At 62.8% G+C, this 14,303-nt stretch carries 10 protein-coding genes; 3 read left to right on the top strand and 7 right to left on the bottom strand.

The window, feature by feature from the left end:
- Nucleotides 1–111: 111 nt before the first annotated feature.
- The 3 genes from AC1RT4_RS06115 (at nucleotide 112) to glgB (ending at nucleotide 7,854) form a co-directional block, all read left to right on the top strand.
- Nucleotides 112–2,109, top strand: coding sequence for an alpha-1,4-glucan--maltose-1-phosphate maltosyltransferase (locus AC1RT4_RS06115; protein WP_493084313.1), 1,998 nt, complete (start codon nucleotides 112–114; stop codon nucleotides 2,107–2,109).
- A 169-nt stretch (nucleotides 2,110–2,278) separates the two neighbouring features.
- Nucleotides 2,279–5,620 (top strand): maltose alpha-D-glucosyltransferase, encoded by a 3,342-nt coding sequence (gene treS / locus AC1RT4_RS06110; protein WP_493084311.1) that lies wholly within the window; start codon nucleotides 2,279–2,281, stop codon nucleotides 5,618–5,620.
- Between the two features lie 2 nt (nucleotides 5,621–5,622).
- Nucleotides 5,623–7,854 carry a 1,4-alpha-glucan branching protein GlgB gene (glgB, locus tag AC1RT4_RS06105; protein ID WP_493084308.1) on the top strand — a complete coding sequence of 744 codons (2,232 nt, stop codon included), beginning with the start codon at nucleotides 5,623–5,625 and terminating at the stop codon, nucleotides 7,852–7,854.
- Between the two features lie 134 nt (nucleotides 7,855–7,988).
- On the opposite strand, the gene AC1RT4_RS06100 is transcribed toward glgB, so the two are convergent.
- The 7 genes from AC1RT4_RS06100 to AC1RT4_RS06070 all read right to left on the bottom strand — a co-directional run bounded on the left by AC1RT4_RS06100 (nucleotide 7,989) and on the right by AC1RT4_RS06070 (nucleotide 14,303).
- Complete coding sequence (locus tag AC1RT4_RS06100) at nucleotides 7,989–9,059, bottom strand: autotransporter domain-containing protein (protein ID WP_493084306.1); 1,071 nt, start codon at nucleotides 9,057–9,059, stop codon at nucleotides 7,989–7,991.
- A gap of 390 nt (nucleotides 9,060–9,449) precedes the next feature.
- Nucleotides 9,450–10,247 carry an endonuclease/exonuclease/phosphatase family protein gene (locus AC1RT4_RS06095; RefSeq protein ID WP_007952102.1) on the bottom strand — a complete coding sequence of 266 codons (798 nt, stop codon included), beginning with the start codon at nucleotides 10,245–10,247 and terminating at the stop codon, nucleotides 9,450–9,452.
- A 91-nt stretch (nucleotides 10,248–10,338) separates the two neighbouring features.
- The gene (locus tag AC1RT4_RS06090) at nucleotides 10,339–11,100 is read right to left on the bottom strand and encodes a PIG-L deacetylase family protein (RefSeq protein ID WP_493084304.1); all 762 of its coding nucleotides are present in this window, start codon (nucleotides 11,098–11,100) and stop codon (nucleotides 10,339–10,341) included.
- Nucleotides 11,101–11,283: 183 nt separating this feature from the next.
- On the bottom strand, nucleotides 11,284–11,943 hold the full coding sequence (locus tag AC1RT4_RS06085) for a glycosyltransferase family 2 protein (RefSeq protein WP_493084302.1): 660 nt from the start codon (nucleotides 11,941–11,943) through the stop codon (nucleotides 11,284–11,286).
- Nucleotides 11,940–12,539 (bottom strand): SAM-dependent methyltransferase, encoded by a 600-nt coding sequence (locus tag AC1RT4_RS06080; protein ID WP_493084300.1) that lies wholly within the window; start codon nucleotides 12,537–12,539, stop codon nucleotides 11,940–11,942. The genes AC1RT4_RS06085 and AC1RT4_RS06080 overlap by 4 nt, the downstream gene beginning before the upstream one ends.
- A gap of 10 nt (nucleotides 12,540–12,549) precedes the next feature.
- Complete coding sequence (locus tag AC1RT4_RS06075; RefSeq protein WP_493084298.1) at nucleotides 12,550–13,308, bottom strand: PIG-L deacetylase family protein; 759 nt, start codon at nucleotides 13,306–13,308, stop codon at nucleotides 12,550–12,552.
- Nucleotides 13,305–14,303, bottom strand: coding sequence for an acyl-CoA dehydrogenase family protein (locus AC1RT4_RS06070; RefSeq protein WP_493084296.1), 999 nt, complete (start codon nucleotides 14,301–14,303; stop codon nucleotides 13,305–13,307). The genes AC1RT4_RS06075 and AC1RT4_RS06070 overlap by 4 nt, the downstream gene beginning before the upstream one ends.

Below are 14,303 nucleotides of genomic sequence, written 5' to 3'. Positions count from 1 at the left end.
TCCCGGCAACGGTCGCTCGGAACCTGAGAGAGTTCATCGCTGGGTGCAGGCCCGGTCGTGACCGCCAAACAGGCAAACGAGCGTCCTTGGGGCGTTAAGGAGAGATGCTCAATGACTGCTGAAAAACCCTCCGAACTGAGCTACAACCCGCACATGCCGCTGTCGCAGGCTCTGCTGCTGCCGCGCATCGTCATTGAAAACACCGCGCCGACCCTCGACGGCGGACAGTTTGCCGTCAAGGCGATTGCCGGCCGGGAGATCGTGGTCACCAGCAAGGTGTTTGCCGACGGTCACGACAAGCTGGCGGTGCGCATTCGCTGGCGCGAAGAGGGCGATGAGACCTGGCAGACCGAGGTCATGAGCGATCAGGGCAACAACGGCTGGCGCGGTGTGTTTCAGCCGCAGCGCATGGGCCGTTATCTGTACCTGATCGAAGCGTGGATCGACCAGTTCGCCAGTTTTCAGTACGAACTGGAGAAAAAGCACACCGCCGCCGTCCCGGTCAGCCTCGAGCTGCAAGAGGGACGCACCATGGTGCAACAGGCCGCCGAACGCAGCGAAGGTCAGCTCAGCGAACAACTGGCCGGCTTGCACCACGAATTGTCCGGCCTGCTCGAAACCGAGCAGGTCGCGTTGTTTCTGCACTCGCGCAGTGCGCAACTGATGGCCGAGGCCGATCATCGCGCCTATTTGAGCCTCAGTCCGGAATTCCCGGTGGACATCGAGCGCGAATTGGCGGAATTCGCCAGCTGGTACGAACTGTTTCCCCGCTCGATCACCGACGATCCCGCCCGTCACGGCACTTTCAATGACGTGCACTCGCGCTTGCCGATGATTCAGGACATGGGCTTCGACGTGTTGTACTTCACGCCGATCCACCCGATCGGCCGCAGCCACCGCAAGGGCCGCAACAATTCTCTGACTGCTGGCCCGGATGATCCCGGCAGCCCGTATGCGATCGGCAGCGAGGAGGGCGGCCACGAAGCGATTCACTCGCAGCTCGGCACCCGCGAGGACTTCCGCCGGCTGGTGGCTGCTGCCGCTGAGCATGGTCTGGAAATCGCCCTCGACTTCGCCATTCAGTGTTCCCAGGATCACCCGTGGCTCAAGCAGCATCCGGGCTGGTTCAACTGGCGGCCGGACGGCACGATCAAATACGCGGAGAACCCGCCGAAGAAATACCAGGACATCGTCAACGTCGACTTCTATGCGCCGGAAGCGATTCCGAGCCTGTGGGTCGAGTTGCGCGACATCGTGGTCGGCTGGGTGCAGGAGGGCGTGAAGATCTTTCGCGTCGATAACCCGCACACCAAGCCGCTGCCGTTCTGGCAATGGCTGATCGCCGATGTGCGCACGCTGTACCCGGAAGTGATCTTCCTCGCCGAGGCCTTCACTACGCCTGCGATGATGGCGCGGCTGGGCAAGGTCGGTTACACCCAGAGCTACACCTATTTCACCTGGCGCAACACCAAGGCCGAACTGGCGACCTATTTCAGCGAGCTCAATGAATCGCCGTGGCGCGAGTGCTACCGGCCGAATTTTTTCGTCAACACCCCGGACATCAACCCGGCGTTCCTGCATGAGTCGGGACGTCCCGGATTTCTCATCCGCGCGGCGCTGGCGACCATGGGTTCGGGCCTGTGGGGCATGTATTCGGGGTTCGAACTGTGCGAATCGGCGCCGGTGCCGGGCAAGGAGGAATACCTCGATTCCGAGAAGTACGAGATCCGCGTCCGCGACTTCAACCAGCCCGGCAACATCATTGCCGAGATCGCTCAACTCAACCGCATCCGCCGCCAGAACCCGGCGCTGCACAGCCATCTGGGCCTGAAGATCTACAACGCCTGGAACGACAACATTCTGTATTTCGGCAAGCGCAGCGCGGACGGCAGCAACTTCATTCTGGTGGCCGTCAGCCTCGATCCGCATAACGTTCAGGAAGCGAATTTCGAGCTGCCGCTGTGGGAAATGGGCCTGCCGGACGATGCCACCACCCACGGCGAAGACCTGATGAACGGCCATCGCTGGGACTGGCACGGCAAGTACCAGTTCATGCGGATCGACCCGGCTTACCAGCCGTTCGGAATCTGGCGCATTACTTCTTCCTGATGATCGTTCCCCCGCGGAGCGACTGATCGTTCCCACGCTCCGCGTGGGAATGCATACCGGGACGCTCCGCGTCCCAAAGCGGACGCAGAGCGTCCATGGCGGCATTCCCACGCAGAGCGTGGGAACGATCAGCGTGGGGCGCCCTTATTGAATTGAACAGGAGTTTCACATGGCGAAGAAACCCAAGTCAGCCACCTTCATCAAGGATCCGCTCTGGTACAAGGACGCGGTTATCTATCAGGTTCACGTCAAATCCTTTTTCGACTCCAACAACGACGGGATCGGCGACTTTCCCGGCCTGATCGCCAAACTCGATTACATCGCCGAACTCGGCGTCAACACCATCTGGCTGTTGCCGTTTTACCCCTCGCCACGCCGCGACGACGGTTACGACATCGCCGAATACCGTGGCGTGCACAGCGATTACGGGACAATGGCCGACGCCAAGCGATTCATTGCCGAGGCGCATAAACGCGGGTTGCGGGTGATCACCGAGCTGGTGATCAACCACACCTCCGATCAGCACCCGTGGTTCCAGCGTGCGCGCAAGGCCAAGCCCGGCTCGGCGGCGCGGGACTTCTATGTGTGGTCGGATGATGACCAGAAATACGACGGCACCCGGATCATTTTCCTCGACACCGAAAAGTCCAACTGGACCTGGGATCCGGTGGCCGGCCAGTACTTCTGGCACCGCTTCTATTCGCACCAGCCGGACCTCAATTTCGACAACCCGCAGGTCATGAAAGCCGTGCTGTCGGTGATGCGCTACTGGCTGGACATGGGCATCGACGGCCTGCGCCTGGATGCCATTCCGTACCTGATCGAGCGCGACGGCACCAACAACGAAAACCTCCCGGAAACCCACGACGTCCTCAAGCAGATCCGCGCCGAGATCGACGCCAACTACCCGGATCGCATGCTGCTGGCCGAAGCCAACCAATGGCCGGAAGACACCCAGTTATATTTCGGTGACACCGACGCCGAGGGGGTGAATGGCGACGAATGTCACATGGCGTTCCACTTCCCGCTGATGCCGCGCATGTACATGGCGCTGGCCCAGGAGGATCGCTTCCCGATCACCGACATCCTGCGCCAGACCCCCGAGATCCCGGCCAATTGCCAATGGGCGATCTTCCTGCGCAACCACGATGAACTGACGCTGGAGATGGTGACCGACAAGGAACGCGACTACCTCTGGAACTACTACGCCGCCGACCGTCGCGCGAGGATCAACCTTGGCATCCGCCGGCGTCTGGCGCCGCTGATGGAGCGCGACCGCCGCCGCATCGAGCTGCTAAACAGTTTGCTGCTGTCGATGCCCGGCACGCCGACCCTGTATTACGGCGATGAAATCGGCATGGGCGACAACATCTACCTCGGCGACCGCGACGGCGTGCGTACACCGATGCAATGGTCGATCGACCGCAACGGCGGATTCTCCCGCGCCGATCCGGCCAGTCTGGTGCTGCCGCCGATCATGGACCCGCAATACGGCTATCAGTCGGTCAACGTCGAAACCCAGGCCGGCGACCCGCATTCGCTGCTGAACTGGACCCGGCGCCTGCTGACCGTGCGCAAGCAATCCAAGGCATTCGGTCGCGGCACCTTGAAGATGTTGTCGCCGGCCAACCGTCGCGTGCTGGCCTACACCCGTGAATACACCGGGCCGGACGGCAAGCACGAAACCATCCTGTGCGTGGCCAACGTATCGCGCAGCGCCCAAGCCGTGGAGCTCGACCTGTCGGCCTACGTCGGCATGGTGCCGGTGGAGATGCTCGGCGGTAACGCGTTCCCGCCCATCGGCCAGTTGAGTTTCCTGCTGACCCTGCCGCCCTATGGTTTCTACTGGTTCGGCCTGGCGGCGGAAAACCAGATGCCGAGCTGGCACGTCGAGCCGGCGCAGAGCCTGCCGGACTTCACCACGCTGGTGCTGAAAAAACGCATGGAAGAACTGCTCGAAGCGCCGTCCCGGGCCACCCTTGAGCAGACCATCCTGCCGAACTGGCTGCAGAACCGCCGCTGGTTCGCCGGCAAGGACGCCGCCATCGATCAGGTCAAACTGGCCTATGGCGTGCGCTTCGGCGATGCCCAGCATCCTGTGCTGTTCAGCGAAATCGAAGTGCAGAGCGGCGGGCAGACCAGCCGTTATCAATTGCCGTTCGGCTTCATTGCCGAAGATCAGGTCGGGCCGGCGTTGCCGCAGCAACTGGCCTTGGCCCGAGTGCGCCGGGTGCGTCAGGTCGGGCTGATCACTGATGCCTTCAGTCTTGAAGCGTTTATTCGCGCGGTGCTCGAAGGCATGCAGAGCGGAACGGTGCTGGAATCCAGTGAGGGCGAGATCCGTTTCGAGGCAACGTCGCAACTGGAAAAACTCGGCCTCGGTGCCGAGTCCGAAGTGCGCTATCTGTCCGCCGAGCAATCCAACAGTTCGGTGGTGATCGGCAACAGTCTGGTGCTCAAGCTGATCCGCAAAGTTGCTTCTGGCGTACACCCGGAACTGGAGATGAGCGCTTATCTGACGGCAGCCGGTTTCGCCAATATCTCCCCGCTGCTGGGTTCGGTGATTCGCCGGGACGGGAAGGGCGAAGACAATCTGCTGATGATCGCGCAGGGTTATCTGAGCAATCAGGGCGACGCCTGGGAATGGACGCAGAACAACCTCGAACGGGCGCTGCGCGACGAGTTGGCCGACGCCGTGTCCGAGCAGGCGCAGCACTACAACGCCTTGGGTGAACTGAAGGATTTCGCCGGGATGCTCGGCCAGCGTCTGGGGGAAATGCATCAGGTGCTGGCAGCGCCGAGCGACAACCCGGACTTCGCGCCGCAAGTCAGTTCGGCCAAGGATGCGCAGGCGAGCGGCAAGGATGTCGCGGCGCAGGTCGAGCATGCGCTGAAGCTGCTCAAGCAGCATCAGGGCGAACTCGATGCGGCGGATCAGAAGCTTGTTGCTCGGTTGCTCGACAACAAGAAAACCATCCTTGCCCACGTGCAGGAACTGGCGAAGCAATCGGCCGGCGGCTTGCGGATTCGCGTGCACGGCGACCTGCATTTGGGGCAGGTGCTGGTGATCAAGGGCGACGCGTACCTGATCGACTTCGAAGGCGAACCGGTGCGGCCACTGGCCGAACGCCGAGGCAAGCACAGCCCGTACAAGGACGTCAGTGGCGTGCTGCGCTCCTTCGACTATGCCGCCGCGATGGCCCTGAATGTGCACAACGTCGACAACAGCCCCGAGGCCGAAGCCGCGCGTCGGCGGGTCACGGAGCGTTATCTGCGTGAAGCCCGGGAAGCATTTCTCCAGGCATATCGCCAAGCGGCAGCTAGTCTTGATCATGCCTGGCAAGATCCTGAAGGTGCCGACGCCGCACTGGCGTTGTTCGGTCTGGAGAAAGCGGCCTACGAAGTGGCCTATGAAGCCGAAAATCGCCCCACCTGGCTGCCCGTGCCGCTGCACGGTCTGTATGGGTTATTGACGGGGCTCAAACCCTTTTCCGATCTTGGTGGAGAGTAGTCATGAGTTTCTCGAACAAGGAACAGGGTCACGTTAACGAACGATTGCTGCCCAGGGCCAAGGACATCGATGCCTTGGTGCGCGCAGAACATCACGACCCGTTTTCCATTCTCGGCCCTCACGGCGATGGCGCCGGTGGGCAGTTCATCCGGGCGTATCTGCCCGGCGCGTTGAGCGTTTCGGTGCTGGACCGGCACAGCGGCGAAGAGCGCGGCCCGCTGGAAGCCACCGAAACACCGGGGCTGTTTGTCGGCCATTTCGAGGACGCGCGGCCGTACCTGTTACGTACCCGTTGGGCGGGTGGCGAACAGGTCGCGGAAGATCCTTACAGTTTTGGTCAGTTGCTTGGGGAAATGGACTTGTATCTGTTCGCCGAGGGCAATCACCGCGACCTCAGCAGTTGCCTCGGCGCGCAGTTGAAAACCGTCGATGGCGTCGACGGTGTGCGCTTTGCCGTGTGGGCGCCGAATGCCCGGCGGGTGTCGGTGGTCGGCGACTTCAACGTCTGGGACGGCCGGCGGCATCCGATGCGCCTGCGGCATCCGTCCGGGGTCTGGGAGTTGTTCATTCCGCGCTTGCAGGCGGGGGATCTGTACAAATACGAAATCCTCGGCGCCCACGGCATCCTGCCGCTGAAGGCCGACCCGATGGCGCTGGCCACCAGCCTGCCGCCGGACACCGCATCGAAAGTCGCCTCGCCGTTGCGGATCGACTGGCAGGATCAGGACTGGATGAGTGGCCGTCGCGAGCGTCAGCAGCATAATGCGCCGCTGTCGATCTATGAGTTGCACGCCGGTTCCTGGCAATGCGAACTCGACGATCTGGGTGAAGTGGCGCGCCAGTACACCTGGCCGGAGCTGGCCGAGCGTTTGATTCCGTATGTGAAGGAGCTGGGTTTCACCCACATCGAACTGATGCCGATCATGGAGCACCCGTTCGGCGGTTCGTGGGGTTATCAGTTGCTGTCGCAATTCGCCCCGAGCGCCCGTTACGGCACGCCGGACGAGTTCGCGGCGTTCATCAACGCCTGCCATCAGGCCGATATCGGCGTGATTCTCGACTGGGTGCCCGCGCATTTTCCGACCGATACCCACGGTCTGGCGCAGTTCGACGGCACGGCACTGTACGAATATGGCAATCCGCTGGAAGGCTTCCATCAGGATTGGGACACGCTGATCTACAACCTCGGCCGCACCGAAGTGCACGGCTACATGCTGGCCTCGGCGCTGCACTGGTTGAAGCATTTCCACGTCGACGGCCTGCGGGTCGATGCGGTGGCGTCGATGCTGTATCGCGACTATTCGCGCAAGGCCGGCGAGTGGGTGCCGAACCGTCATGGCGGTCGCGAGAATCTGGAAGCCATCGATTTCCTGCGGCACTTGAACGATGTGGTGGCGCTGGAAGCACCGGGGGCGCTGGTGATCGCCGAGGAATCCACGGCGTGGCCGGGCGTCAGCCAGAGCACCCAGCAGGGCGGTCTCGGTTTCGCCTACAAATGGAACATGGGCTGGATGCACGATTCACTGCACTACATCCAGCAGGATCCGGTGTACCGCGCCCATCACCACAACGAGTTGAGCTTTGGCCTGGTCTACGCCTGGTCCGAGCGTTTCATCCTGCCGATCTCTCACGACGAAGTGGTGCACGGCAAGCATTCGCTGATCGACAAGATGCCCGGCGACCGCTGGCAGAAATTCGCCAACCTGCGCGCCTATCTGAGTTTCATGTGGACCCATCCCGGCAAGAAGCTGTTGTTCATGGGCTGCGAGTTCGGCCAGTGGCGCGAATGGAATCACGACCAGCAGCTCGACTGGTATCTGCTGCAGTATTCGGAACACAAAGGTGTGCAGAAACTGGTCGGCGACCTCAACCGGCTCTACCGCGAAGAACCGGCGCTGCACGAGCAGGACGATGCGCCGCAAGGGTTTCAGTGGTTGATCGGCGACGATGCGATCAACAGCGTTTACGCATGGCTGCGCTGGAGCAAGGACGGAACGCCGGTGCTGGTGGTGGCCAATTTCACCCCGGTGCCGCGCCAGTCGTACCGCGTGGGCGTGCCGTTTGCCGGGCGTTGGAAGGAATTGCTCAACAGTGACGCCGACACGTATGCCGGTTCCAATTATGGCAACGGCGGCGGGGCGTTCACCGAAGAGGTGGCCAGCCATGGGCAGGCGTTGTCGCTGGAACTGAATTTGCCACCGCTGGCGGTGTTGATCCTTAAACCAGAAGCCTGATCCCTACACGAGATCGTTCCCACGCTCCGCGTGGGAATGCCTCAAGGGACGCTCCGCGTTCCAGCTCCGGAAGGGACGCGGAGCGTCCCGGGCTGCATTCCCACGCAGAGCGTGGGAACGATCAGTAGAGGAGCTCACCAGCGCATCCGGATCCCCAAACTGCCAATCAACCCGTTCAGGTCGTTGTCATCCACGTCGCTGCTGTAATCGGCGCTGACGTACAGGCTCACCGTCGGCGTCATTTTCGCCACCAGCCCCAGTCCGACTTCCACCGTCGAGGACTTGCGGCTGCTGCTGATCTTGTCCACCTGGTCCAGCGTCACCGTGTTGCCGGTGTACACCGTGTGCCACAAGTTCGTGCGCACGTAGGGTTCGACCGGCAGACCGTTCAGATCGTAGCTGCCTTTCAAGCGCGCACCGACCCGGCCGCTCCACGATGAAATGTCGCTGGAGGAGGCGTTGCCCGAGCCCGCATAGGGCGTGTCCAGGGTGATGCGCTGATTGATCAATTGCGCCTGCGGTTCTACCACCCAGTTTTCGCCGAGGCCGATCGGGAAGCCGCCTTCCACCGACAGCGTCATCGCGCTGCCTTCGGTGGCCAGCCGTGCGCCTTGCTCGTTACGGCTGAAACCGCTGACCCGGCCGCCACTGGCCGACAGATCGACGTGCCAGCCCTGCGGGCCGGTCAGGCTGTAGTAAGCGCCAAGGCTCTGGCCTTGCAGGTTGAGGGTGTCGGTGGTCGGGTCGACGAGGGCGCGGCTGGTGATCAGGCCGTTGCTGTTGCCTTGAATCTGACTGACGCCGCCGATCAGGCCGATTTGCTGGGTGTGGCCGCTGCTGCTTTTCAGGGTAAGCACCGCGGGGCCCTTGAAGTCGCCAGTGCCGGGCATGGCGAAGCCGGGGCTGAGGACATCGGTTTGTGCCTGGCGGGAGGTCGCTCCGTAAAGCTGATCCCAGGCCGAGGGCGCGAGGTCTTCGGTAATCAGGTTTGCCCCGCGCAGATCCGGCTGTGGGCTCAGCCGTTGCGGGCCCGGGGTCACGACCGTGGCGGGGAGGGTCATGACGGGAATGTCCTGGCGATACCAGGGTGTCGCCTCGTCCGCCACAGGACCCGCCTGCGCCTCCATGGACGAGCACAGCAAGATAGAACTTGAAACAGTGCAAAACGTTGTTTTGATCTCTTGTGAGGTGAGTGAAGTTTTCATGGAGGTCTACCTTGCTAGCGCACGCGGTATCTCGCCTTGGCGTCTCTCCTACCCCGAACGAGGGGCGACCGAATGGAGCGTGGCGAACCCGTGGCCGCCCGTTTTGACGAGTGACCTGAGGTTCGCCCCGAGTAGTATTTCCGGGGGTAGTAAGGTAGAGCTAAGAAGACCTGAGCCCTTGCGTCAAGAAATTGGACGATGAGCGGTCGGGTCAAAACGGGTGACGCAAGTTTCTGTTTTTGCGTATTTATCTAAGTTCTTGTTTGTAGGGCCAATCACTGCGAAAGCCGCGAGGCAGAGACGTTTTGCAGCCGACAGTCGGTCTGCGAAACCGGGCTTGGCGACCGGTTTCGCTTCGTTCTGCATGGGGGGACATCTGTCAGTATCGCGTTACAAATGCACTTCGACCGCCAGCGGCAAATGATCCGAGAGATGCGTCCACGGCTTGTTGCCGAGGATCTGCGGGTCATGGCTGCTGGCATTGCGCAGGTAAACCCTATCCAGGCGAAGCAACGGGAACCGCGCGGGGTAGGTCTTGGCCGGGCGGCCGTGATGGCGTTCGAAGGCTTCGTGCAGGTAGTCGCGGCGGGCGAGGGCGACGTTGCCCTGCAACTGCCAGTCATTGAAGTCGCCGGCGATGATCACCGGGGCATCGTCGGGCAGCGATTCGAGCAACTGGCAGAGCAGCTGCAACTGCAATTGCCGGTGGCTTTCGAGCAGGCTCAGGTGCACGCAGATGGCATGCACTTCGGCATGCCCCGGCACATCCAGTACGCAATGCAACAGCCCGCGCCGTTCCGGGCCGGTAATGGAGACGTCGAGGTTGCGATATTCGCGGATCGGGTATTTCGACAGCAGGGCGTTGCCGTGATGGCCATCGGGATAGACCGCATTGCGGCCGTAGGCGAAGTCGCTCCACATGCTGTCGGCGAGGAATTCGTACTGCGAGGTCTGCGGCCATTCGTTGTAGCGGCTGGAATGCCGCTCGTGTTCGCCCACCACTTCCTGCAGAAACACCAGGTCGGCCGAGGTGCTGCGCACCGCTTCGCGCAGCTCCGGAAGGATGAAACGTCGATTGAGCGCGGTGAAACCCTTGTGCGTATTGACCGTCAGCACCCGCAGGCGATGGATGGCGGACGGGGTCGAGGTCTGTGCGTCGACGGCATGACGCTTGGGATCGCTGGACACGTTCACTCCTCTGAATCATGACTGCCTGTTCATGCGACTGATCCGGGCGCGGGCAGTTCACTTTGAGTGGCTGCCTGCGCCCGACGGATCGTCAATCGACGAAGACGATCTCGTAGGGCAGGCGCATGCGCTCCAGAATCGACTTGGGCAACAGCGGCGCGATACCGATCGCCGGTTCGCCATTGAGCTGGCTGGCGTAGGCGTGGGTGGCGTGGCTCTTGCGCGCGACGGTCCAGGTATCGAGCCGTAGCTTGCGTGCGCGATGCCAAGGAATCTGCGTCTGATCCCGTTCCGGCCAGTGCCAGGCCCAGACCGGCACGTCGTGGTAGGTCGCGCCGATTTGTTGTGCCGCTTTGGCGCTGGCCCGGCCGACCACTTCATGGTCGGCAGTGCCGTCTTCGCACCAGGTGCTGAAGACCACGTCGCCGGGGCGCAGGTAGCGGGCGATGAAGTCGGTCAGTTGGGATTCCTGATCGAGCAGGGCGTTGTCGGTGAAACCGCCGCGCACCCATTTCAGGCTGTGCATCGGCAAACCCAGACGGCGCAGGGCTTCGACGCTTTCCTGCGGGCGGAACACGCTCAGGCGTTTCTCCGACCACTGGCGCGAGCCCGGATGACTGGCGCTGCCATCGGTGATCGAAAGTAATTGCAAGGGATGGCCGAGGCTGGAAAGCAGTTGCAGCAGGCCGCCGCAGGTCACCACTTCATCGCCGGGGTGCGGGGCGATGACCACGGCGCGGGCGCCGGGTGGCACCAAAGTGTGGGTGTTGATGACGGGAATGTTGTCGAGCTGCGCGGCACTGTTCCAGATCTGCGCCGGCAGGCCGCTCTCGCTGAGGGATAACGGTTTCATGAGTGATACGTCCTTGTTGTGTCTCGCCCTCAGTCGCCCAAACGCTGGTGATACCAGGTGTGTGCGACCCGTGAAGGCTGGTGGATAGCCCGGCAGCGCTCCGAACCCTGGATTGCTGCGCAGCAGAGTATTGCTCAAGACGGGCGGTTCGTCGCGTCACAGATCAACCTGATCCGCTTTTTTTTATTCAGTCTGTGCCAACTGTCGCAGATAGTCGCCAAAACCGCCGCGTGCGCGGCTGTCCAGACGGGCGCTGGTGATGACTTGCGGGCGATGGCTCCAGGCGATGCTCGCCCCTGAACGCTCGAGTTGACGCACCAGCTGCACGTCCTCATCACAGGACAACGGCTCGAAGCCGCCGGCGCGGACGTAGGCTTGCGCGCTGACACCCAGGTTGGCGCCATGGATGTGCCGGTGACCTTCGCAGGCGCGGTAATCGCGGTGATAGCGAATCTGCGCCGCTTCATCGAACCCGTCATGCCACCGGTCAACGGTCACCGTGCCGCACACGGCATCGGTGCCCAGCCCCAGTTGCGCCACCAGCCAGTCCTCGGCGACCCGGCTGTCGGCGTCGGAGCAGGAAATCCAGCGCGCACCGCGTTCAAGCAATTGCTGCGCACCGATGGCCCGCGCCTGGCCGACATTGCGCGCTTCGATGCTCAAGGCTTGCACCGGATACTGGCTGACGATGTGTGCCGACCGATCGGTGCAACTGTCCAGCACCACCAGAATTTCCACCGGTTCACCCGCCAGCATGGGATGCCCGCCAGCCCGCAAAGCTGCGTGCAGGCAGTCATCGAGCCAGTCTTCTTCGTTGTGCGCAGGAATCAGGATGCCAATCATCGCAACCCCTCCAGCGCGGCCACCGAACGGGGTTCGCGGCTCCAGACTTCCAGCAGGAAATCCGCTTCCTGATGCAGGACCAATCGTGGCAGGTGCAACTGTTCGTGAATCAGGTCGTGAACCTGTCGCGCATTGAGCGGGCAATCTTCGATGGGCGGCCGCCAGTGACAGGCCAGCAATTGTCCGTCCGCTGTCAACGCATCGCTGATGCGCCGGATGACCTCTGTCAGATCCTGCCGATCGAGGTAGTAGCCGATTTCGCTGAAAACGATCAGGTCGAATTTTTCCTCAGGCCAGTCAACCGGCAAGCGCTCGTGACGCACCTCGGCGTGATCGAACAGGCTCAGCCGGGTACGCGCCAGACTGGCTGCGGCGGCGCTGGTGTCGCAGCACAACAGCCGGTCGCAGCGTTCGGCCAGCGCCGCACTCAATTCACCGTTGGCACAGCCCGGCTCGAAGATGGCCCGGTAGTGCGGCCGGGGCAGGGCTGCCAGAGTCACGAGGCGTTTGCGTTGTTCGTACCAGCGCTGGCGAAAGCCCCAGGGGTCGTTATTGCCTCTGAACAGGCCTTCGAAGTAGCGATCCTCGACACTCATAGAAACACACTCATAGGAAGATCAGCTCGAACGGTTGCAGCAGTCGATCGATGACATAGGGCTTGAGCACCGGGGCCAGGCCGGCTTCGGGATCACCTTCCAGCTGGCTGGCGAAGGCGTGCACCGCGTGACGCTTGCGTGCAACCTGTGCCGGGCTGAGCAGGATTTTGCGCGCCCGTTCCCAGGGCACGATGGCGTCTTCGGGGGTTGCCCAGTGCCAGGTCCAGACCGGCAGCTCGTGGCAAATCGCGCCCACGCGGCGCGCCGCTTCCACGCTGGCGCGGCCGACGGCTTCGTGGTCGCTGTGACCGTCTTCGCGCCAGGTGGTGAAGATCACGTCGTCGGGTTGCAGGTAGCGGGTCAGGTATTCGCAGAGCATCGACTCGCGCGCGGCGACCTGGGTGTCGGGAAAGCCGCCGCGCAGCCACTGCAACTGGTGCATCGGCAAGCCGAGACGGCGCAGGGCTTCGGCGGATTCCTGCGGGCGCACCACGCTCAGGCGCTCCACCGGCCAGCGATCCGAGCCCGGATGACTGGCGCTGCCGTCGGTGACCGAGATCAGTTGCAGGGTACGGCCCGCCTCAGCCAGCCGTTGCAACAGTCCGCCGCAACCGAGCACTTCATCATCAGGGTGCGGCGCGATCACCACCGCCCGCGATTCCGGCGGAACCAGATCCAGAATGTCGATGCTGTCAACCGCCGCCAGGTGGCGTGAGCCCTGCCATTCATGGAGGGAAGTTCCTTCGCCGACGATCGGATTGCGTTTCATAGGGCCCAGCTCTCGCGCGGTTGCTGCGCAATCAGTTGGCCCAACGCTGCCAGATCACGTTCGGCGTGGCTCTGGCGCAGATACACCGGCAAGTCGGCCACCAGACGGGCAAAGTGCGGGTCCTTGCAGAACGGCCCGGCGCCGAGGGCACGACCGGTCTCGCGGATCACCTGCTCAGCGGCATCCTCGACCACGGCGCGTACGCGACGAGCCAGCAACTCGGCGTTGCTGTGGGGATGGCTGTCGATGTCCAGAGCGCTGACGCGCAGCGCTTGAGCGGCGCCGTGCAAGGCGCTGTCAACGGCGCCGAGACTGGCCAGCGCGTGGGGCTCTTCACGTCGCGCACATTGTTGGCGCAAGCGCTCGCCGATCTCCCTCGCGGCGCCGTACCAGCACGCGGCAATCCCGATTCCGCCGTGCCAGAAACCCGGACGTTGCAGGTAGTCGCCAGGGTCGCCGATTGCCTGTGCCTCCACATCATCGAACAGCACCTCGACGCTGCCGGTGGCCGCCATGCCGACCGCTTGCCAGCCTTGATCGGTCACGGTCACGCCCGGTTGATCGAGGGCCACGGCCACCAGTTGCTGACGATCGTCCTCATCCCAAGCCGTAAGCAGGGCATGGCTGAGCACCGCCGCCCCGGAACACCAGGCTTTGCGTCCGTTCAACCGCACCAGTTGCCCCGAACGGCTGACCCGAACCCGCGCCTGCGGTGGTTCGGCCGCCCACATGCCCCACGTGCTGCCGGGTGTTGGTGAACCACCGAGTTGCTCGATGATCGCCAGCGCATCGGTATGACCTTCATAGAGTTTGCACAACCCCAGATCATGCCCGCCGACCTCGGACAGCCGTTGCCAGCGCTCCAGCGTACGACCGCTGCCGGGCAATGGCAGACGGTCGAGGCCGGCCTCGACCATTTCCCGCAGACACGTGCCGAGGGCAGCCGTGTCGCGGTAATCCGGGGTGTGCCGTGAGAGATAGCCGGGCAAGTCCAT

This window comes from Pseudomonas sp. GW821-FHT11D10, assembly GCF_058808435.1.
Note: the sequence above shows the minus strand (reverse complement) of the source record. Positions and strands in the feature narration are given on the sequence as shown.

Coding starts and splice junctions, on each gene's coding strand:
- AC1RT4_RS06090 (WP_493084304.1), bottom strand. CDS start 11,100: ATGAAACCGTTATCCCTCAGCGAGAGCGGCCTGCCGGCGCAGATCTGG.
- AC1RT4_RS06075 (WP_493084298.1), bottom strand. CDS start 13,308: ATGAAACGCAATCCGATCGTCGGCGAAGGAACTTCCCTCCATGAATGG.
- treS (WP_493084311.1), top strand. CDS start 2,279: ATGGCGAAGAAACCCAAGTCAGCCACCTTCATCAAGGATCCGCTCTGG.
- AC1RT4_RS06070 (WP_493084296.1), bottom strand. CDS start 14,303: ATGGACTTGCCCGGCTATCTCTCACGGCACACCCCGGATTACCGCGAC.
- glgB (WP_493084308.1), top strand. CDS start 5,623: ATGAGTTTCTCGAACAAGGAACAGGGTCACGTTAACGAACGATTGCTG.
- AC1RT4_RS06085 (WP_493084302.1), bottom strand. CDS start 11,943: ATGATTGGCATCCTGATTCCTGCGCACAACGAAGAAGACTGGCTCGAT.
- AC1RT4_RS06115 (WP_493084313.1), top strand. CDS start 112: ATGACTGCTGAAAAACCCTCCGAACTGAGCTACAACCCGCACATGCCG.
- AC1RT4_RS06100 (WP_493084306.1), bottom strand. CDS start 9,059: ATGAAAACTTCACTCACCTCACAAGAGATCAAAACAACGTTTTGCACT.
- AC1RT4_RS06080 (WP_493084300.1), bottom strand. CDS start 12,539: ATGAGTGTCGAGGATCGCTACTTCGAAGGCCTGTTCAGAGGCAATAAC.